21 protein-coding genes are annotated in these 17846 nt (G+C 61.9%); 14 read left to right on the forward strand and 7 right to left on the reverse strand.

What is annotated here, in order from left to right; genetic code table 11:
* The first annotated feature begins 206 nt into the window (after positions 1 to 206).
* Complete coding sequence (locus tag HX786_RS26545; protein ID WP_178912822.1) at positions 207 to 2354, forward strand: TonB-dependent receptor domain-containing protein; 2148 nt, start codon at positions 207 to 209, stop codon at positions 2352 to 2354.
* Positions 2355 to 2405: 51 nt separating this feature from the next.
* Here HX786_RS26545 and HX786_RS26550 read toward each other — a convergent pair whose 3' ends face one another.
* The gene (locus HX786_RS26550; RefSeq protein WP_178912823.1) at positions 2406 to 2717 is read right to left on the reverse strand and encodes a hypothetical protein; all 312 of its coding nucleotides are present in this window, start codon (positions 2715 to 2717) and stop codon (positions 2406 to 2408) included.
* 174 nt (positions 2718 to 2891) lie between these two features.
* Between HX786_RS26550 and HX786_RS26555 the strand changes: the two genes are divergently transcribed.
* The 3 genes from HX786_RS26555 (at position 2892) to HX786_RS26565 (ending at position 6957) form a co-directional block, all read left to right on the forward strand.
* Positions 2892 to 3437 carry a sigma-70 family RNA polymerase sigma factor gene (locus tag HX786_RS26555; protein ID WP_102605591.1) on the forward strand — a complete coding sequence of 182 codons (546 nt, stop codon included), beginning with the start codon at positions 2892 to 2894 and terminating at the stop codon, positions 3435 to 3437.
* A complete protein-coding gene (locus HX786_RS26560; RefSeq protein WP_134326913.1) occupies positions 3434 to 4378 on the forward strand; it encodes a FecR family protein in 945 nt (314 codons plus the stop codon). The genes HX786_RS26555 and HX786_RS26560 overlap by 4 nt, the downstream gene beginning before the upstream one ends.
* Before the next feature lie 89 nt (positions 4379 to 4467).
* The gene (locus HX786_RS26565; protein ID WP_177068243.1) at positions 4468 to 6957 is read left to right on the forward strand and encodes a TonB-dependent siderophore receptor; all 2490 of its coding nucleotides are present in this window, start codon (positions 4468 to 4470) and stop codon (positions 6955 to 6957) included.
* 55 nt (positions 6958 to 7012) lie between these two features.
* On the opposite strand, the gene HX786_RS26570 is transcribed toward HX786_RS26565, so the two are convergent.
* The 3 genes from HX786_RS26570 to HX786_RS26580 form a co-directional block, all read right to left on the reverse strand.
* Positions 7013 to 7612: a TIGR00730 family Rossman fold protein gene (locus HX786_RS26570; RefSeq protein WP_168197513.1), complete on the reverse strand. Its 600-nt coding sequence runs from the start codon at positions 7610 to 7612 to the stop codon at positions 7013 to 7015.
* Positions 7613 to 7689: 77 nt separating this feature from the next.
* The gene (locus HX786_RS26575) at positions 7690 to 9102 is read right to left on the reverse strand and encodes a PLP-dependent aminotransferase family protein (RefSeq protein ID WP_178912824.1); all 1413 of its coding nucleotides are present in this window, start codon (positions 9100 to 9102) and stop codon (positions 7690 to 7692) included.
* Between the two features lie 17 nt (positions 9103 to 9119).
* Positions 9120 to 9722 (reverse strand): FMN-dependent NADH-azoreductase, encoded by a 603-nt coding sequence (locus HX786_RS26580; RefSeq protein WP_087693030.1) that lies wholly within the window; start codon positions 9720 to 9722, stop codon positions 9120 to 9122.
* A gap of 195 nt (positions 9723 to 9917) precedes the next feature.
* Here HX786_RS26580 and HX786_RS26585 point away from each other — a divergent pair, with 195 nt between their 5' ends.
* From HX786_RS26585 to HX786_RS26595, 3 genes are all read left to right on the forward strand, one after another.
* Positions 9918 to 10364, forward strand: a complete 447-nt coding sequence (locus HX786_RS26585) for a carboxymuconolactone decarboxylase family protein (RefSeq protein WP_029615984.1) — start codon at positions 9918 to 9920, stop codon at positions 10362 to 10364.
* Between the two features lie 67 nt (positions 10365 to 10431).
* On the forward strand, positions 10432 to 10752 hold the full coding sequence (locus HX786_RS26590) for a multidrug efflux SMR transporter (RefSeq protein ID WP_087693029.1): 321 nt from the start codon (positions 10432 to 10434) through the stop codon (positions 10750 to 10752).
* Between the two features lie 117 nt (positions 10753 to 10869).
* On the forward strand, positions 10870 to 11508 hold the full coding sequence (locus HX786_RS26595; RefSeq protein WP_177067194.1) for a hypothetical protein: 639 nt from the start codon (positions 10870 to 10872) through the stop codon (positions 11506 to 11508).
* A gap of 62 nt (positions 11509 to 11570) precedes the next feature.
* On the opposite strand, the gene HX786_RS26600 is transcribed toward HX786_RS26595, so the two are convergent.
* Positions 11571 to 12116, reverse strand: coding sequence for a hypothetical protein (locus HX786_RS26600; protein ID WP_003219695.1), 546 nt, complete (start codon positions 12114 to 12116; stop codon positions 11571 to 11573).
* A 213-nt stretch (positions 12117 to 12329) separates the two neighbouring features.
* Here HX786_RS26600 and HX786_RS26605 point away from each other — a divergent pair, with 213 nt between their 5' ends.
* The 4 genes from HX786_RS26605 (at position 12330) to HX786_RS26620 (ending at position 14776) form a co-directional block, all read left to right on the forward strand.
* Positions 12330 to 12659 (forward strand): hypothetical protein, encoded by a 330-nt coding sequence (locus tag HX786_RS26605; protein ID WP_023658946.1) that lies wholly within the window; start codon positions 12330 to 12332, stop codon positions 12657 to 12659.
* A gap of 95 nt (positions 12660 to 12754) precedes the next feature.
* The gene (locus HX786_RS26610; RefSeq protein WP_178903409.1) at positions 12755 to 13450 is read left to right on the forward strand and encodes a fumarylacetoacetate hydrolase family protein; all 696 of its coding nucleotides are present in this window, start codon (positions 12755 to 12757) and stop codon (positions 13448 to 13450) included.
* Between the two features lie 36 nt (positions 13451 to 13486).
* Positions 13487 to 14386, forward strand: coding sequence for an AraC family transcriptional regulator (locus HX786_RS26615; protein WP_177009775.1), 900 nt, complete (start codon positions 13487 to 13489; stop codon positions 14384 to 14386).
* 129 nt (positions 14387 to 14515) lie between these two features.
* On the forward strand, positions 14516 to 14776 hold the full coding sequence (locus tag HX786_RS26620; RefSeq protein WP_003219703.1) for a hypothetical protein: 261 nt from the start codon (positions 14516 to 14518) through the stop codon (positions 14774 to 14776).
* Between the two features lie 287 nt (positions 14777 to 15063).
* On the opposite strand, the gene HX786_RS26625 is transcribed toward HX786_RS26620, so the two are convergent.
* Entirely contained in the window at positions 15064 to 16008 is a 945-nt protein-coding gene (locus tag HX786_RS26625) for a sensor domain-containing diguanylate cyclase (RefSeq protein ID WP_003219704.1), read from the reverse strand.
* A 243-nt stretch (positions 16009 to 16251) separates the two neighbouring features.
* On the opposite strand from HX786_RS26625, the gene HX786_RS26630 reads away from it, so the two are divergent.
* A complete protein-coding gene (locus HX786_RS26630) occupies positions 16252 to 16500 on the forward strand; it encodes a DUF1652 domain-containing protein (protein WP_008435982.1) in 249 nt (82 codons plus the stop codon).
* A 4-nt stretch (positions 16501 to 16504) separates the two neighbouring features.
* Here the strand turns inward: HX786_RS26630 and HX786_RS26635 are convergent, their stop codons facing one another.
* Positions 16505 to 16648 carry a hypothetical protein gene (locus tag HX786_RS26635; RefSeq protein WP_166742173.1) on the reverse strand — a complete coding sequence of 48 codons (144 nt, stop codon included), beginning with the start codon at positions 16646 to 16648 and terminating at the stop codon, positions 16505 to 16507.
* A 270-nt stretch (positions 16649 to 16918) separates the two neighbouring features.
* On the opposite strand from HX786_RS26635, the gene HX786_RS26640 reads away from it, so the two are divergent.
* Complete coding sequence (locus tag HX786_RS26640; RefSeq protein ID WP_003219711.1) at positions 16919 to 17239, forward strand: YXWGXW repeat-containing protein; 321 nt, start codon at positions 16919 to 16921, stop codon at positions 17237 to 17239.
* Positions 17240 to 17286: 47 nt separating this feature from the next.
* The coding region (locus tag HX786_RS26645) for an RNA polymerase sigma factor (RefSeq protein WP_178912825.1) at positions 17287 to 17846 on the forward strand (560 nt) is incomplete at its 3' end.

Below are 17846 nucleotides of genomic sequence, written 5' to 3' on the forward strand. Positions count from 1 at the left end.
TCTGGGGACTCAATGGCTCTACAGTAATCGGTGCCGCTTATTTCCATAAATACTGAGTTTGCATTTGGTAATTCTATTTTGGACTTAACGCCGATGGGGGCCTGTGCGTTCATCAATGGTGACCCGCCGCGCTTCACGGGCTTCCCACCACAGACCTTGTGCCGGACCGAGCCCGTCGCAAAAACGAATTCCAAGGATTTACCCCCATGCCCCCCGCGTTTCCGTTCACCTCCCGAAAAGCCTGGCCCTTGCTGGGCTTTGGCGCCGCCCTGAGCTTCAGCCCGGTTTCCCAGGCCGACGACACATTGCAACTGGCACCCGTCGAAGTCAGCAGCGCCGAACTCAGCGCCGACGAACTGGCCGAGGTCCAGCTCAAGAGCGTTCCCGGCGCTACCAACTACATCGACATGGGCAGCGTCGATCAGGGGCGGGTGAGCACCAACGAGGACGTATTCAAGTACCAGGCCGGTGTTTATGCCAAGGCGGCAAACAACGAAGGGGTGAAGCTTTCGATCCGTGGCTCGGGTATCAACCGGGGCCCGGGCGCCCACGCTTCCGGCCTGTATGAAACCTTCGACGGCCTGCCACTGACCGGCCCGGGTGGCACGCCCTACGAACTCAAGGACCCGTTGTGGCTCAGCCGCGTTGAAGTGCTGCGTGGCGCCAACGGTTTTGACCAGGGCGCATTGGCCCTGGGTGGGGCAGTCAATTACGTGACCCACACCGGCTACGACGCGCCCAGGCTGCAAGTACGCTACGAAGCCGGCAGCCATGGCTACGGCCAGCGAGAGATCAGCTCGGGCCAGGTGCTGGGGGATGCCGACTACTACATCAGCCTCACCGACTCGCAATACGACGGTTTCCAGGACCACAGCGCCGGCAGCGGCAAGGGCATCGCGGCCAACTTCGGCTACCGCTTCAACCCCGACCTGGAAACCCGCTTCTACTTTCGCTACCGCGAAACCGACAACGATTCCCCCGGCAAACTGACCCGCGACCAGATCAGCCACGACCCGCGCGCCGCCGCCAGCCTCAACGTGGCGCGAGACTCGAAACGCACGCAACCGGGCTCGACCTGGATCGCCAACAAAACCACCCTGCACCTGGACGACAACGCCCGGGTCGAGGTCGGGCTGGCGTATCACGATTATCCGATGGACCTGCGCGAGGGCACCAACCGTCTCAAGGTTGCCTACACCGACGTCAGCGGCACCCTGAATTACATCCGCCAGGACACATTGTTCGGGCGTGACAGCAAGACCACCCTCGGCCTGCGCACCACCCAGGCGATGCCGAACAACGGCGGCTCGGAATTCGTGCGGATCCCCACCGGCAATACGGAGGGCTACACACCCGGCACCAGGACCCGCGACTACAGCTACCTGGGTTCGGACACCGTGCTGCATATCGGCAATGACCTGGAACTGCTGCCGGACCTGTGGCTGACCACCGGGCTGGCGGCGATCTATACCCGTCGTGAAACCGAAGTCAGCTACCCGCAGACCCACACACCCGTCAGCCAGCACGATTGGGATTACGCGCCCAGGGTTGGCCTGCGCTACGACTTCAGCCCCCAATTGCAGGTGTACGGCAACCTGAGTCGCTCGGTGGAACCGCCCCATGCGTGGTCGATGATCTGGGGTTCCAACAAGTACTTCCCCGTGGGCAGCGGCCCGGCCAGCGGTTTGCAACGTGAAGGGGTGAAGCTGAAAAACCAGACCGCCACCACCCTGGAAGTCGGCGGTCGCGGTGAAGCGTGGTTCGGTCAGTGGGACCTGGCGCTGTACCGCTCCGAGGTGCGCCACGAACTGCTCAGCGTCGAAACCCAGGCCGCGACGTCCACCACGTCCGCAATAATCGCCGAATCCAACGCCAGCCCAACCGTGCACCAAGGCCTGGAGCTGAGCCTGATCAGCCCGCTGTGGGACGGTGGCCGCACGGGCCAGCTCGCCCTGCGCCAGGCCTACACCTACAGCGACTTCCACTACCGCAACGACGACCGCTTCGGCGACAACACCTTGCCCGGCATCCCCAGGCACTACTACCAGGCGCAATTGCGCTACAGCCACCCTAGCGGTTTCTACACCAGCCTCAATGGCGAACATTCATCGCGGGTCGCGGTGGACTACGCCAACTCCTACTACGCGGCGGCCTACACACTGCTCGGCGCGACGCTCGGGTACGACGCGCCGAAGCACGACTGGCAAGCCTGGGTCGACCTGCGCAACCTGACCAACCAGCGTTACGCGAACACGGTCACGCCGGGTTATGACGACAAGGGGCTGGACGTGGCGCGGTCGACGCCGGGGGATGGCATGGGGGTTTACACCGGGGTTTCCTGGAGCTGGCGTTAATCCATAAAGTGTTTGATGTTGGCAGTGGGTGATTGCTGGCAAAGGGCACGTTCAGCGAACGAAGGCTGCATGCACCAGGCGCTGCAGCTGCGTTCGCTCCCACAGGCTCATCAGATCGAGCGGATTGGTGCCGTAACGTTGCCAGGTGTCCAGTGAACCTTGCCTGTTATCCGGTGCAATACAGCGCAGGCAGCACTCCAGAGCCATCCCGCAGGTTGACAGCGTGACCTGCCAGCCGTCGATGTCGACAACCATTTGCTCGTCGCTGGAGCTGACGGGTTTCAGCGTTCGAACCTCTAATGCCACGTCCTTGAGCAGTTGATAGGCCTCGCGGGTAGAGACCGTGTTGGCGAAGGTTGTCATGCGTGATGTCCTTGTATGAGTCGCAGAAGTGTCGCGTGCGCACTGGTCGCTTTCAAGGTGGGCACAGCAAGTCGCAGATTCATTGCAACCCATCACTCCATCCTTGCTCCCCCTTCGTTTTACTGTCATCGTTCGCGCAATTGGTAATCTTTCTTGTTTGAGAAATTTTTGCGCATGCATGACTTTCCTGTAGCTGATGGTGATACAACCCGTCGCCAGCAGACCATCACCACCCTCTACAGCGACCATCATTCCTGGTTGCACGGTTGGCTGCGCAAGAAACTCGGCTGCTCGCAACATGCCGCCGACCTGGCCCACGACGCGTTTATCCGCATCCTGCTGCTGGCCGATCCCCATACCATCAAGGAACCCCGCGCCTTCCTGGCCACCACGGCGGGGCGCTTGATGATCGATGGCGCGCGTCGGCGGCGCATCGAAAAGGCCTACATGGAAGCCCTGGCGATCCAGAGCGAAGATGCCGGCATGCCGGACCCGGCGGCGATTCATGTGGCACTGCAGGCCCTGGAACGCATTGCCGAAATGCTCATCGGCCTGCCCGCCAAGGCCCGCGAGGCATTCCTGCTCAGTCGCCTCGACGGGCTGACCTACAGCGAAATCGCCGAACAACTGCAGGTGTCTTCCAGCACCGTGAAGAACTACATCTCCAGTGCGTTGGTGCATTGCTATCACACCCTGCACGGGGCGGACCCGCTGTCGTGAGTTCCGAGCAGATCATCAGTGAAGCCGCCCGCTGGCTGACGTTGTTGCACGACGACCACGTGACCGAGGCCGACCGCGCGGCCTTCGAGAAATGGTGCCAGGCCGATCCACGGCATGCCGTCGCCATCGAGCGCATGCGCAGCCTGTGGGGCAGCCTCGACGAGTTGCCCGCCGCCCCGGCGCGCATGGCCCTGAACCGTGCATTTGCCCCACAGAAAACAAGGTTTGCCGCCCGTAGCACCCAGGCCGTCGCGCTGTTGGGTGTGTTGCTGTGCGGCTGGGCCGGGATTGAGCGCCTGCCGGTGTGGATGGCCGACCAACGCACCAGCGTGGGCGAACGGCGCCAGGTGGCACTGACCGATGGCAGCCAGGTACAGCTCAACAGCAACTCGGCACTGGACGTGAAGTTTGACGGCCACCAACGGGTGATCGAACTGTTGCAGGGCGAGATGTGGGTCGAGGTGGCCAAGGACGCGCAACGGCCGTTCGTGGTGCACACCGACCAGGGCACGGCCACGGCGTTGGGCACGCGGTTCCTGGTGCGCAAGGCCGAGGATGGCGCGACCGTGGTCACCGTGATCGAGTCCACCGTGGCCGTCAAAGGCACCGTTGCGGGCGACGTGAAAGTGCCGGCGGGGCAGAAGTCCACGCTCCAGGACGGCCGTGCCGGCACCCCACAACCCATCGGCAACGCCGACCCGGACGCCTGGACCCGTGGTTTGCTCAAGGTCGACGACCAACCCCTGAGCGAGGTCCTGCAAACCCTCGCCGGTTACCGCCATGGGCTGGTGCGCTTTGATCCGCAGGCGCTGCAAGGGATGCGCGTGTCCGGGGTATTCAAGCTCGACGACACCGGCGCGGCCCTGGCGTCACTGGCGGATAACCTGCCGATCAAGGTCGAGTACTTCACCGATTTGGTGGTGGTGATCAAGCCTCGGTAAAAAGTCTGAATAAAAACTGCTCTCATTCATACCCGATTTTCCGACATGGCCGTCATGACTAATAGAACCCCCATTTCCCAGGACTTCTCATGTCGCGCCTTGCTCGTCCTTTACAGCCATTGACCCTTTCAGTGGCGATGGCGTTTGCCGCCGTACCCCTGCTGACCGTTCAAGCGTCCTACGCGGCTGAAAGCGCTGCGTTCTCCATTCCCGCCGGTGACCTGAGCCAGGCCCTCAACAGCCTCGCCGAACAGGCGGGCCTGGTATTGGCCTTTGATTCGAGCCTGACCCGCGGCAAACGCAGCAATGGCCTGAACGGGCAATACAATACCGACGCCGCCCTGGCCCAAGTGTTGGCCGGCAGCGGCCTGCAAGCCCTGAAGATCGCCGACGACCGCTACCGTCTCGAAGCCATCCCGCACACCGATGGCGCCATGGAGTTGCAGGCCACCACCATCAGCGGCGCGTACCCGTCGGAAAGCCCCACCGGCCCGGTGTCTGGCTACGTGGCCACCCGCAGCCTGTCGGGCACCAAGACCGACACCGCACTGATCGAAACCCCGCAGTCGATCTCCGTGGTCACCAAGGACCAGATGCGCGCGCAGAACGCCGAGAGCCTCAACCAGATCCTGCGCTACAGCGCTGCCGTGATCCCGGAAACCCGTGGCTCCACCGCCTCGCGTCTCGACCAGTTGACCATCCGTGGCTTCACCCCGGCGACCTACCTCGACGGCCTGCGCATGCCGTCGAGCCGGGATGCCTTGCCGCAAAAAGACGCCTTCGACCTGGAGCGCGTCGAAGTGCTGCGCGGGCCGGCGTCGGTGCTGTACGGGCAGGGCACCCCCAGCGGTGTGATCAACATGGTCAGCAAACGCCCGCTGGACACGCCGTTCCATGAAGTCGGCGTCGAGTACGGGACCTTCAACAAGAAGCGCACGACCTTTGACTTGAGTGGCCCGCTGGACGACCAAGGCGTTTATTCCTACCGCGTTGCCGGCCTGTTCGACGATGCCGACGGGCAGATCGAGCACACCGAAACCCGTCGCCAGTCCCTGTCCAGCGCCTTCACCTGGCGACCGGACGAGAATACCTCGCTGACCTTGCTCGGGCACTTCCAGAAGGACCCCAAGGGCGCGTCCTACGGCTCGATGCCAGCCTGGGGCTCGGTGCTGCACAGCCCGACGGGGCGCAAGATCGACGTGGATTTCTACGACGGCGAGAAAAACTTCGAGAAGAGCGACCGCGAGTATTACTCCATCGGCTACGCCTTCGAGCATCACTTCAACGATGTCTGGACCGTGCGCCAGAATGCGCGCTACCTGCGCAGCGAAGGGCAATACCGCAGCCTCTACAGCAACTACCTGGAGAGCGATTACCGCACCATCCGCCGCTCGACCATCGCCAGCGACGTGAATATCGACGCCTATGCCCTCGACAACCAGTTGCAGGCCAAATTCGACACCGGGCCGTTGCAGCACACCGTGCTGATGGGCGCCGATTACCAGAACACCAGCACCGACACCAAGTCGGGCAGCGGCGTGTACACGGCAGGGCCTACGCTGGATATTTTCGACCCGGTCTACGGTGCGGCAGTGCCGGTGCCGGCGTACACCAGCGACGCCACCTCGCGCAGCGAGCAAACGGGGGTGTACCTGCAAGAGCAGATGAAGTGGGACAAATGGGTGCTGTTGATGGGCGGGCGTTATGACTGGGCCAGCACCGACAACAGTACCCTGGCGATGACCACCCAGAAAAAGACCAAGTCGTCCCAGGACAGCAAGGCCTTCACCGGCCGCCTGGGCCTGGTCTACCTGTTCGATAACGGCCTGGCGCCGTATGTCAGCTACTCGGAATCCTTCCAGCCGCAATCCGGCACGGGCTACGGCGGTTCGACGTTCCAGCCGACCGAGGGCAAGCAGACGGAAATCGGCATCAAGTACCAGCCGCCGGGCAGCAACAGCTTCATCACGGCTGCCATTTTCGACCTGCGCCAGACCAACGTACCGACGCTGGACCCGGACGCTTCCCACCTGTGCAACGGCTCCCGCTGCCAGATTCAGGACGGTGAAGTGCAATCCCGCGGGTTTGAACTGGAAGGCAAGGCCAGCCTGAACGACAACCTGGATATCACTGCGGCCTATGCCTACCTGGATAACCGCATCAGCAAATCCAACAACACCGTGCGTTATGCGCCCATCAGCGACATCGGTGTCGGCCCGGCGGTGGCTGCCGAAGGCACTACTACCTACGCCGTACCACGTCATACCGCGTCGGCCTGGGCGGATTACACCCTGCACGACGGCACGCTGAAGGGCTTCGGCGTAGGCGCCGGTGCGCGCTATGTCGGTTCTTCCTGGGGCGATACCGCCAACACCCTGAAGGTGCCGGGCTACACCTTGTTCGATGCAGCGGTGCACTACGACATCCCGCACATCAATCGTCAGGGTGACAACCTGCGCCTGGCAGTGAACGCCACCAACCTGGCGAATAAAGAGTACGTCGCGTCCTGCTATTCCTACTCGTGGTGCTGGTATGGCTCACAGCGTACCGTGCAGGCCAGCGCGACCTATCAGTGGTAAATAAAAAGGCCTTGGCGAAAGGATTCGGGAGCAGCATCGCCAAGGCCGAAAAACGTTAGTTCGCCACCGGCTCAATCAGCTTGGAAACCACCGGCGCCTGCCACTGCTCCAGGGCATCAATCAGGGCGCCGGGGTCTGCGTTGAACATCAGCATCCGGCTGTGTTCGACCTTCATGAAGCCCTCCTGCACAGCGTGATCGAGCAGGGCGCGCACCGGGTTGAAGAACCCCGCCGTATTCAGGCACGCCACGCCCTTGTGGTGTTCGCCGACCTGGGTCAGCGTGGCCGCCTCGAACAACTCCTCCAGGGTTCCCAGCCCGCCGGGCAAGGCAATGAAACCGTCGGCGCAGTCGCTCATGCGTGTCTTGCGGCTGCGCATGTCTTGGGTCACTTCATGGTGGGTAAGCCCGGCGTGGGAATGGCCGCGTTCATGCAGTAACTCGGTGATCACGCCGATGACTTCGCCACCTTCAGCCAGCGCAGCGTCCGCCACCACGCCCATCAAGCCCTTGTGGGTGCCGCCGTAGACCAGGCGTATGCCGCGCCGGGCGATTTCCCGGCCGAGGGCTTGGGCGCCATCCGCATAGCGCGGGTTGAAGCCGAAATTGGTACCGCAGAAAACTGCGAGGCTGCGCAGGGGAGTGGGCATGGGCATTCCAGGCGGGTGAGGACAGGCTGTCCAGCATGGCGCCACTCGCCGGTGGGCAAAAGAGCCAAGAACCGGCTGGCGGATCAGGCCATGAGTGCGTCCAGGATGCGTTTTCCAAGGGCTTCGGCGATGGCCTCGGACTCGATATTGGCAAAGCCCAGCAGCAGGCCGGGGCCGGTCTGGCCTTGAATATTCCAGTCGCTCAAGGCTTCGGCATAAATGCCGGCCTGCGCCAGGCGTTCCACGCACAGGCGGTCTGACTGTTGTGCATTGAGGCGCAGGATCAAGTGCATCCCGCCCGGCTGGGCGTCAATCGAAATATGCTCGCCCAAGGCCTTGCGCAAGCCCCTGGCGGTGGCCTCCCGACGCTCACCGTAGAGTTTGCGCATGCGCTGGATATGCCGCGCAAAATGCCCCTCGGTCATAAACGTTGCGACGATCGCCTGGGTCAACTCCGGGCAGCCCCCGAGGAAGGTCTGGCTGACATGTTCGAAGCGTTCCACTTGAGCTGCCGGCACCACCAGATAGGCCAGGCGGATGCCGGGGAACAACACCTTGCTGAAGGTTCCGGCGTACAGCACCCGGCCGTCTCGGTCCAGGCTCTTGAGGGCCGGCAGCGGGCGGCTCACGTAGCGGTATTCGCCGTCGTAGTCGTCCTCGATGATCCAGGCCTGCTGGCGACTCGCCCAATCCAGCAGCTCCAGGCGCCTGGGCAAGGCCAGCGAGACACACAGCGGGCTTTGATGGGCCGGCGTGACCACTGCGGCGCGGGCGCCTTTGCCCTGTTGCACGGCCTGGGATACCTGCATGCCATCCGGGTCCACCGGCACCGGTATGGCCTTGATATTCAGGTAATCCAGCAACGGCCGGGTGAACAGGTAGCCCGGGTCTTCCACCAGCACCCGATCGCCCGGTTCCAGCAGTGCGTGGGCGATCAGCCCCAGCGTATTGCGATAGCCCGAGGTGACGAAGACCTGCGCCGGCGAACAGTGGATGCCCCGGGCGACCTGCAAGTAGCTGGCAATCGCCGTGCGCAGCGAGTGCAGGCCGAACACGCACGGGTTGGCCATGTCGGCGACCTGGGTGGCCCGCACGCAGCGGGCGGCGATTTTCGACCAGATCTTGCGAGGGAACGCATCCAGTGCGGGCAGCCCCATTTGAAACGGCAACACGGCGGCCTTGTGCCGCACGGCATTCTGGTCGCTGGCCGTCATGGGGCGCTCCGGCAGGCTGGCCTTGATCCCTTCAGCCACCACCGTGCCGGCCTGGCCTCGGGCCTGGATATAGCCCTCGGCTGCCAGCAGCGAATACGCCGTGTCGATGGTGCCCCTGGCCAACCCCAACTCCTTGGCCAGGGCCCGGGCTGCGGGTATGCGTTCGCCCGGCTTGAGCAAACCGTCGGCAATCGCGCTGCGGAACCGCCAGTAAAGTTGCCGGTAAATCGGCTCCGCGGCGCCGGCGTCCAGCGGTGAAAAGGCCTTGATCGAAGTGCTCATCCGGCGGCGGGTCCTGTTCAGGTGGCGAAATAATCGTGCAGCGCCTGGTCGGTCTGGCGGCGCGTCTGGGCCAGAGTTTCCGGGCGGGAAGCGGTGCCTTCGACGGTGAAGAAGGTCACGTCATGCAGGCCGATCATGCCCAGTATGGTTTTCAGGTACGGCGTCAGGAAGTCCGGCTGGTGCGCGCGCTCCCCGGAAAACCGCCCGCCTGAGGCGATCGCGACGAACACTGGCCGGTCCTGCAACAGGCCGATCTTGCCCTGGGCCGAGATATCGAAGGTGCGGCGCACCCGTGCGATGTGATCGAGCCATAGCTTGAGGGCCGCGGGCACCGAGTAGTTATGCATGGGGGTGGCGATCACCACAATGTCGGCCAGCTCCAGTTCCTGAACAAGCCGCTCGGACTGGGCCATCGACCCCTCGGACGAGACGTCCACGAGGGACTGCTGGGACGTTGCATAAGGCTCGTCCACCGGTGCCAGGGCATTTGCGGCAATGCCGCGCTGGATCACCTCGGCGTCCGGGTGCCGCTGGCGCAGGCATTCAATGATCTTGAGGGAGAGGGCGTTGCTCTCCGACGCTTGCCCGCGAGGGCTGGCACTGACATGGAGGATATTCATGGTGCGTTGCTTCCTGGATGGATGGCCCTCAGTCTACGAACCCCATGACCCATGCCAAAGAGCCAAGAATCAAGATTCAGAGTAGGCCATATCCGCGCATTCATGGTCTGGTGTTCAAGCCAGATCATGGATCTTTTGGGGTAGGCCATGACGCCGCAAGATGGCGGCTTCATCCAACCGCTACAGGATTTCACCATGACAACGCGTCTCGACTACTCCAAAGCTTCCCCTGAAGGTTACAAGGCGTTCGGCGGGGTTTACGTCTACCTGCAAAACAGCGGCCTGTCCAAGGAGCTGATCGACCTGGTCTACCTGCGGGTTTCGCAAGTCAACGGCTGCGCCTTTTGCATCGACATGCACTCGCGGGACCTGCTCAAGCAAGGCCTGGCCGTGGACAAGCTGGTGCTGGTGCCAGTGTGGCACGACGCTGGCGCAGTCTTCACCCAGCGTGAGCGCGTGGCGCTGGCCTTTGCCGAAGCCGTGACCGCCAGTGATGTTTCGGACGCCGACTATGCGGCAGCGGCCGCCGAGTTCAGCGACAAGGAACTGGCTGACCTGACCTACGGCATCGCCTTGATGAATGCCTTCAACCGACTGGGCATCACCTTCCGTACCACGCCAGCGGCGGCTGCCAAGGCATAGCCAACGCTGATTCGGTGTGGCGGGGCTGCTCGCCACACACTCACTGTATTTCCTGAGGGCTCATCCCATGGCATGGCTACTGCTCGGCTTGGCCGGCATCCTTGAAATCGCCTTCGCGTTCGCGATGAAGGCCTCGGACGGTTTCACCCGATTCACCCCCGGATTGCTCACCGTCGTGACCGGCGTTTCCAGCGTGATCCTGCTGTCGATGGCACTGCGCACCCTGCCGGTGGGCAGCGCCTACGCGGTCTGGACTGGAATCGGCGCAGCGGGCACCGCGATCCTCGGCATGGCATTGCTGGGCGATTCCACCGCGCCATTGCGGGTTTTGTGCATCGTGCTGATCCTGGCCGGCGTGATCGGCCTGAAACTGGTCTCCGCCAACTAGTGCTGCCTGCGAGCGGGTATTTCTCGGAGATGGCCTTTTAACATTCCCACCCACTCTTTATCATCCGCCCCCAGCAACTCCGGCCATGGAGACGCTCCATTCACTAAGGAAGTCGTAATGCACATTGGAAAAATGCTGGGGTTGGCCCTGATCACGTTGTCGATGGGCGGCTGCGCCAGCTTCACGAAAGACGAAGTAGCACCCGTCACGCTGCCGTCGAAGGCCAGCTACGCCAACAAACCGAACGTCTACGTAGACTTCAAGTTCTACCAGGGCGAGCCGACAAATGCCGCCGCGGCCGAAGTCCCACAAGCGCGTGACATGCTCAAGCCACAGCTGCAGAAAGTCCTGACTGACTCCGGCCTGTTTGGTCGCGTGACCCTGGATGAATTCCAGAAGCAGCCAGGCGATTACAGCCTGCGCCTGAAGGTCTACAACCATCCACCGGGTGGCGGCCAACTGGTATTGGCCTTTATCAGCGGCTTTACCTTCACCATCATTCCGGCGCTGGGGACTGATCAGTACACCATGAAGCTGGAATCGGTGGACGCACAAGGCCAGGCACTGAGCACCGGCTCCAACCACGACTCGATCAATACCTGGATGGGCATCTGGTTCATCCCGTTGATGGCCAATACGCCGAAAGACGCGGTGACCGATACCTTCACCCGCCAGGTCAATGCCCTGCTCAAGCAAATGGTCGACGGTAATAACCTGAAGTATTCGGCGCTGGATGCCGGCGTGCCACGGGCGTGACACGTAACTGAACGTTTGAAACAGCTGCGAGGGCAGGGTGGCCGATCCTCGCAGCCCAGGCCTTACTTAAGCGCCTTGATGAACAACGGGTCGCTGTACAGCGACTTGAGCAAATCCCGCACCATCGGGTTGTAGGCGTTGGCGGCATTCGGGATCGCAATGAACCCGAAGAACGAACTGGGCCAGGTGTGATTCACTTCCTTGGTCGCGTCGTACACCACGTCATTGCCCTTGAGCAGGGTAAACCGCGCGGCCAGGGTGCCGTTGCCGGAGCCCATGCCTGCCGACAGCGAATTCTTCACCACCAGCACTTGCAGATGACGTTCTGCTTGCGGGTTCAGCAGGCCTGCCAGTTGCAGTTCCTGGGTGATTGCAGCCTGGATATGCGCCGGGATGCTGCCACTGGGCGAGCGGATCGGGTTGGCACGTACAGACAACGAGCCTTCGCCCGACGCGGCCGTCACCTGGGCATTGCTGACGGGTTGCAGCGGCGCTGCTTGCTTGAGGACCTGGACGTTATCGAAGTTCGGCTCGTATTGCGTCATGGTGACGCCGCAGCCTTGCAACAGCAGTGCGAGCAATGGGGTCAACAGTAGAAGCTTTTTCACGGCGTTTCCTTGCGTGAGTGTGGGAGAGCGCCGCGATTATCGTCAGGCAATGGGCCATCGGCAACCAATAGTGGCAAAATGCCTGAGTGGCAGCGCTGTTACTTGGTTCGGTTTCAGGTCGGAAAATTCATCGAGAAGGCAATTTGCTGGCCCCTTTGTAACAAAATTCTCGCCAAAATCACTTTTATTTTCAGGTGGTTAGGCGGGATGCAAATGCGCAATGTTGGAATCATGCTGATCGCCTGTTCCCTGGCGGGTGGGGCGGTTTCGGTTGAGGCACGGGAGCTGCGGGACAACGACAAGTACATGTGCAGTTGGGGGGCTGGCACCGCCGCCCGGGCCCAGGAATTGAAGCTGTCGGGCGTCTCGCTGTACGCCGCGCGGCAGAAGCTGAAGACCTACCAGTTCAAGAAACCCTGGATGCACATGATGGCCATGGGCATCACCGAGCAGACCTACGACAGCCGTTCGCGGGTCAAGCCCGAAGTGATTCGCCAGAGTTTTTATCAGGACTGTTTGCGCTACAAGCTGGCGCGTAAATGATTGCACCGCCCAGTACAAAATCTGCGTAAGCCTGTCCAACTTCGCCCCGGAGCCAGTCCTCATACTGGCCCCAGGTAACCGAAGAGGCACATGCCATGACCCGCTACGTCATCACTCCCAACGAAACCCCGTCCCTTGCCATCCACGGCGACGACGCCCGCTTCCCGCTGCGCCGGGTGTTCTGTGTCGGGCGCAACTACAGCGAACATGCCCGCGAAATGGGCCACGACCCCGACCGCGAGCCGCCGTTCTTTTTCATGAAGCCGGCGGATGCCGTGGTGCCTGCCGAGGGCGTGATCGCCTATCCGCCATTGACCGCCGACCTGCACCATGAAGTCGAGTTGGTGGTGGCCATCGGCAAGGGCGGCGTGGACATCTCCCCGGAAGATGCGTTTGCGCATATCTGGGGTTACGGCCTGGGCATCGACCTGACTCGCCGCGACCTCCAGGCCCAGGCGAAAAAGCTGTCGCGGCCGTGGGAATGGGCCAAGGCCTTCGATGAATCGGCACCCTGCACCCCGTTGCAGCCGGTGAGCGCCGTCGGCCATCCGGCCAGCGGGCGTATCTGGCTCAAGGTCAACGGCGAGCAACGCCAAGTGGGCGACCTGGCGGACCAGATCTGGTCGGTCAGCGAGGTGATCAGCCATGCGTCCAAATCCGTGGCGCTGAAAGCCGGCGACCTGATCTTCACCGGCACCCCGGCGGGCGTTGGCGCCTTGCAACCGGGCGATGTGGTGACCGCCGGGATCGACGGCCTGGCGGAACTGAGCTTCACCCTCGGCCAGGGTTGACGCTACAGTGGTGCCCAGGCCCTCCGAGAAGTACGTATGCCCGGCACCCGCATCACCACCTATGGCATGGAACAACGCAGCGACCGCTCCGACTTCTACATCCGCGACAAGCGGGGCAGGGCGGCGCTGACCAGTCCCCATCGCCACGAATATTTCCAGATCCAGATCAACCTGGGTGGCGACACCGTGCAGCACATCGGCGGTGCGGTGCGCCCGTTCCCGAAAAAGGCCCTGGCCTTTATCCTGCCCCATCGCCTGCATGTGATTCCCCATCCCGAAGACGGCGACTTCATGCTGATCAATTTCAGCCAGGGTTTTTTCCTGCCGCAACTGACCTGCGACCCGCTGGACCTGGAAGACATCCCCATCGGCCAGGCGCCGGAGCTGTCGCCGTTTCGCTTCCAGGAGCAGTTGGACTTCATCCTCGACGACGCGGCCTTCGAAGAAGTCAAAACCTGGCTGGAACACATGCGTAGCCTGGACGCCCACCGCAGCTTCGGCGCCCGGGAGCGGCTCAAGGGTTACCTGTTCCAGTTGATCGGGCTGGTGTGCCAACAGTACGCCGAACCGCTCCAGGCGTTCGCCGCCAACAACGCCACCCGGCGTGGGCGCAAGGATGCCCTGGCCCGGGTGCAAGGCTACATCCGCGAGCATTTGCACGAGCCGTCGCTGAACCTGACGGATGCCGCGGCGGCGGCGTTCCTGTCGCCCAACTACCTGACCCACCTGTTGCGCAAGGAAACCGGCAAACCCTTCTCCCAGTTGGTGCTCGACCGGCGCATGCAACTGGCGCGCACGCTGCTGCTCAACAGCCCGCAGATGATCGGCGCGATTGCGCACCGTTGCGGGTTTACCGACGAGGCGTATTTTTCCCGGTGTTTCCGCAAGGCCCACGGGCTGGCGCCGGGGCAGTTCAGGCGGCGTGAGCAGGATTAACGCGCAATCCGGCTGACTGTTTTACAAATCCACCACAACCGATGTGTTTCAATTTACATACAATTGGGCGTCTCGGTGAGAAGCTGGGCGACGATGTTCGCTATCAGAAACACAAGGTGCAATGAGTGTATGAGTGAGCTGGAACCCCCTCAATCCAACGCCTTGCGCTATTTTGGCGTCGGCGTTCTATGTGTCGCGGTGTTGTTGGGGACTTATTTCGTTCGGCTCAATGCCCAGGTCGACCGGCAGCGGGAAGAGGCGGCGGAGCGCCTGGCGTTATGCCGTCAGGCAGCCAGTGTTTCGCGCGCCACGCCCCAGGACGAACTTGTGTTGGTGGATCCGTGCAAACACCTGTATCAGCACTATTTGAAGAAGCCCACGCACTTTTAATCAATAACCTTATTTTTATCGCGGAATTAAACAGCGAAGTTTGTTTAACGATGCGCTGTTATTGCACCAAAAAGTGGCATTTCCAATAATCGGATCCATTAAAAAAGTGTGGTTATTGAATGACTTAGCGCTGTTTTAATCCGACGAAAGGTTGAAAATTATCTTGTTACAAGTTTTCCCGCTGGGTAATATAGCCGGGCGTTCACCTCCCACGGTTTATGCATTTTTAAATCCCAAGTTTCCATCAGCTACTTGGGATTTTTTTTGCCCGCGATTTGAGCGTTGTATCAATCCTCTACGTCGGCAAACTCTGCGCGCATCCGGCCATTGCGCTTGGCCTGGTACAGCAATTTGTCGACGGCTTCGACAAAGGCCAGCGCCGCGCCGCCCGGCGTTACCGTGCAAGTGCCTACGCCCAGGCTCAGTGTCAGCAGGTCCGACACCGCCGAGTGCTCATGCGCGATCTGCTGCTGGCGGATCAAGTGCAGGCAGCGTTCGGCCACGCGCCGTGCCGACTCGGCATCGGTTTCCGGCAACAACCACACAAATTCCTCGCCGCCGATGCGCGCAATGAAGTCCCGTGGCCGGTTGGCCGCCTGCGACAGCGTGCGTGCCACCTGGCGCAGGCATTCGTCGCCCTTGATATGCCCGTAGAGGTCGTTGTACTGCTTGAAATAGTCGATATCCAACAGGATCAGCGACAGCGGCAACTGGCTGCGCTGGGCGCTGGTCCATTCCCGCGCCAGCACGGTATCGAACATGCGCCGGTTGGCGATGCCGGTGAGGCCGTCCTGGAACGAATACTCCTCCAGCTGTTTTTGCAGGCGAATCAGGTGTTCTTCGGTCTTCTTGCGCTCGCTGATGTCGAACATGAAGCCGATCAGCGCCTGCACCTCGCCGTCCTTGCGCTCCACGTGCACCACGTCGCGAATCCACACGTACTCACCGCTGGCGGTCAGCGCCCGGTAATCGGCTTCATGATCGACCCCGGCCCGGGACTGCGAGACGCAGAAGTTGACCACGTATTCGCGGTCATCCGGGTGCATGCGTTCCACCCAGTCGTCCACGGTGGCCCAGCTCTGTGGCGTCCAGCCCAGCAGCGCCTCGATTTGCGGGCCGATGTAGCTGAAGGTCATGGTCGGCCAGTCGATGCGCCAGGGGATGGCCTTGGTCGATTCCAGCAACGTCTTGTACACAGCACTGTCGGGTTCGATCAAAGGTTCGATGCTCATGCGGGGTGCTCTCGGTGTCGGAAAAAACCAGAGCATCTGGCCATCATCGCCAGGAAGCAAGCCCTTCGCGTGGCATCGGATAAGAGGGGGGCTGTGTGGTTTTTCTGGCGTCAGCCGGCCAGCGGTTTTAGCCGAAATGCGCACCAAGTATCACTTTTGAATTAATTCCCGGGCAGTTTGAAAAAGCTCATCTACCCTAGACGGATCACGTCCTCCGAGCCCCGTACAGGGAAGGGTGCCCGCATGATTTCGATCGCCGAGTTTCGCCACATCATGGAGTCGGGCTTCCTGCCCCTCGCCTGTGACTGCTCATTGAACAGCGACGGTTCGCTGCGCATCAACATCTTCGACCCGGCCTCCGGGCGCGTCGACCTGCTGCTGCCCCGTGTGTCGCCCCAGGGTCTGGACAGCATCCGTTCCATCTCAAACCTGATTGGCGAACTGCGCACCGAGATCAAGGCCGGGCGCAGGGGTTTTGCAGCGGTCAGTTAGCGGATCAGGAGATCGCTTGTGCCGTCGGGGTAGTCACTACCCCGTAACCGCGCCAGCAGCAATGCTCGCGGTGCCCCGGCAGGAACACGCAGCCGCCAAGGTTCATGAGCAGGACGGCGGCAACCAGCAGTGAAATTCGACGAGACATGGTGATTTCCTCAAGGTGATGGACGTCGCCAACCAACAGAAAGCGCCTGTCGATTACCAACGGTTAGCCCTTGAACGCGGCCATATGGATAAATCCGTCGCGACCTTTCAACAATTTCATCAACTCCCCGCAAACCCTGGGCAATACTGGCCCTGCCTGCCGTCCTGAGCGGTCGCGATAAAAAGTTCTTTTTGTTGCGACGGATTTTCGGACACCTGCCGTTCAACCCTACAACTGCGATCACTGGCGATCGCCGATGAAGGAGTTGTCATGAGACTTGCACGACCGCTGGCCAAATTACGTTATGCCCTGTTGATCCCGCTGGCACTGGCCGCCCTGGTCAGCACGCCGACCTTTGCCCAGACCGAAGTGATCATCCGCGAAGCGCCACCGCCGATGCGCGTCGAGGCCGTTCCCGTCGAACGCCCTGGCTATGTGTGGGATCGCGGGCACTGGCGCTACGAAGGGCGCGGTTATGCCTGGGTACCGGGCCACTGGCAGCCGGTGATGCGCAACGCCCGTTGGGAACCTGGCCACTGGGAATCGCGCGGCCCCAACTGGTACTGGAGAGAAGGGCACTGGATCCGCTGAGCATTCCGTCAACCTGACCCTTAGCCACCGGACCGAGACTTGCCCTATTGAAAGACACTGATCCGGACGTTGAGCTGTTGGCCCGCATCGGTAACAACGAACCGGCGGCCATCAACGAAATGGTGACGCGCAAACTGCCGCGTTTGCTCGCGCTCGCCAGTCGGATCCTCGGGGATGCCGACGAGGCCAGGGACGTGGCCCAGGAAAGTTTTCTGCGTATCTGGCGCCAGGCTGCAAGCTGGCGCAGTGGCGAAGCGCGTTTCGACACCTGGCTGCACCGCGTGGCACTCAACCTGTGCCACGACCATTTGCGTCGGCGCAAGGAGCGCCCGTTGCGCGATGAGGAGGCGATGAGCGAGGTGGTCGACACAGCGCCTGCGCCCGATGAACAGCTGGAAGCGGCCGCCCGCAGTGAGCACATGGCGGCGGCGTTAGCGTCGCTGCCTGATCGCCAGCGTGAGGCGATTGTGTTGCAGTATTACCAAGAGCTGTCGAATATCGACGCCGCGGCGCTGATGAACATCAGCGTCGAGGCACTGGAGAGCTTGCTGTCACGGGCCCGGCGCAACCTGCGCAGTTACCTTGACGACACACCCGGGCCCGTGAC

The sequence above is a fragment of the Pseudomonas sp. 21615526 genome (assembly GCF_013386245.1).
GTDB lineage: Bacteria > Pseudomonadota > Gammaproteobacteria > Pseudomonadales > Pseudomonadaceae > Aquipseudomonas.

What these genes read in the sequence shown, in the direction of transcription:
- HX786_RS26545 (WP_178912822.1), top strand. Translation starts at nt 207, where the DNA reads ATGCCCCCCGCGTTTCCGTTCACCTCCCGAAAAGCCTGGCCCTTGCTG.
- HX786_RS26550 (WP_178912823.1), bottom strand. Translation starts at nt 2,717, where the DNA reads ATGACAACCTTCGCCAACACGGTCTCTACCCGCGAGGCCTATCAACTG.
- HX786_RS26555 (WP_102605591.1), top strand. Translation starts at nt 2,892, where the DNA reads ATGCATGACTTTCCTGTAGCTGATGGTGATACAACCCGTCGCCAGCAG.
- HX786_RS26565 (WP_177068243.1), top strand. Translation starts at nt 4,468, where the DNA reads ATGTCGCGCCTTGCTCGTCCTTTACAGCCATTGACCCTTTCAGTGGCG.
- HX786_RS26570 (WP_168197513.1), bottom strand. Translation starts at nt 7,612, where the DNA reads ATGCCCATGCCCACTCCCCTGCGCAGCCTCGCAGTTTTCTGCGGTACC.
- HX786_RS26575 (WP_178912824.1), bottom strand. Translation starts at nt 9,102, where the DNA reads ATGAGCACTTCGATCAAGGCCTTTTCACCGCTGGACGCCGGCGCCGCG.
- HX786_RS26580 (WP_087693030.1), bottom strand. Translation starts at nt 9,722, where the DNA reads ATGAATATCCTCCATGTCAGTGCCAGCCCTCGCGGGCAAGCGTCGGAG.
- HX786_RS26585 (WP_029615984.1), top strand. Translation starts at nt 9,918, where the DNA reads ATGACAACGCGTCTCGACTACTCCAAAGCTTCCCCTGAAGGTTACAAG.
- HX786_RS26590 (WP_087693029.1), top strand. Translation starts at nt 10,432, where the DNA reads ATGGCATGGCTACTGCTCGGCTTGGCCGGCATCCTTGAAATCGCCTTC.
- HX786_RS26595 (WP_177067194.1), top strand. Translation starts at nt 10,870, where the DNA reads ATGCACATTGGAAAAATGCTGGGGTTGGCCCTGATCACGTTGTCGATG.
- HX786_RS26605 (WP_023658946.1), top strand. Translation starts at nt 12,330, where the DNA reads ATGCGCAATGTTGGAATCATGCTGATCGCCTGTTCCCTGGCGGGTGGG.
- HX786_RS26610 (WP_178903409.1), top strand. Translation starts at nt 12,755, where the DNA reads ATGACCCGCTACGTCATCACTCCCAACGAAACCCCGTCCCTTGCCATC.
- HX786_RS26615 (WP_177009775.1), top strand. Translation starts at nt 13,487, where the DNA reads ATGCCCGGCACCCGCATCACCACCTATGGCATGGAACAACGCAGCGAC.
- HX786_RS26620 (WP_003219703.1), top strand. Translation starts at nt 14,516, where the DNA reads ATGAGTGAGCTGGAACCCCCTCAATCCAACGCCTTGCGCTATTTTGGC.
- HX786_RS26625 (WP_003219704.1), bottom strand. Translation starts at nt 16,008, where the DNA reads ATGAGCATCGAACCTTTGATCGAACCCGACAGTGCTGTGTACAAGACG.
- HX786_RS26630 (WP_008435982.1), top strand. Translation starts at nt 16,252, where the DNA reads ATGATTTCGATCGCCGAGTTTCGCCACATCATGGAGTCGGGCTTCCTG.
- HX786_RS26635 (WP_166742173.1), bottom strand. Translation starts at nt 16,648, where the DNA reads ATGTCTCGTCGAATTTCACTGCTGGTTGCCGCCGTCCTGCTCATGAAC.
- HX786_RS26640 (WP_003219711.1), top strand. Translation starts at nt 16,919, where the DNA reads ATGAGACTTGCACGACCGCTGGCCAAATTACGTTATGCCCTGTTGATC.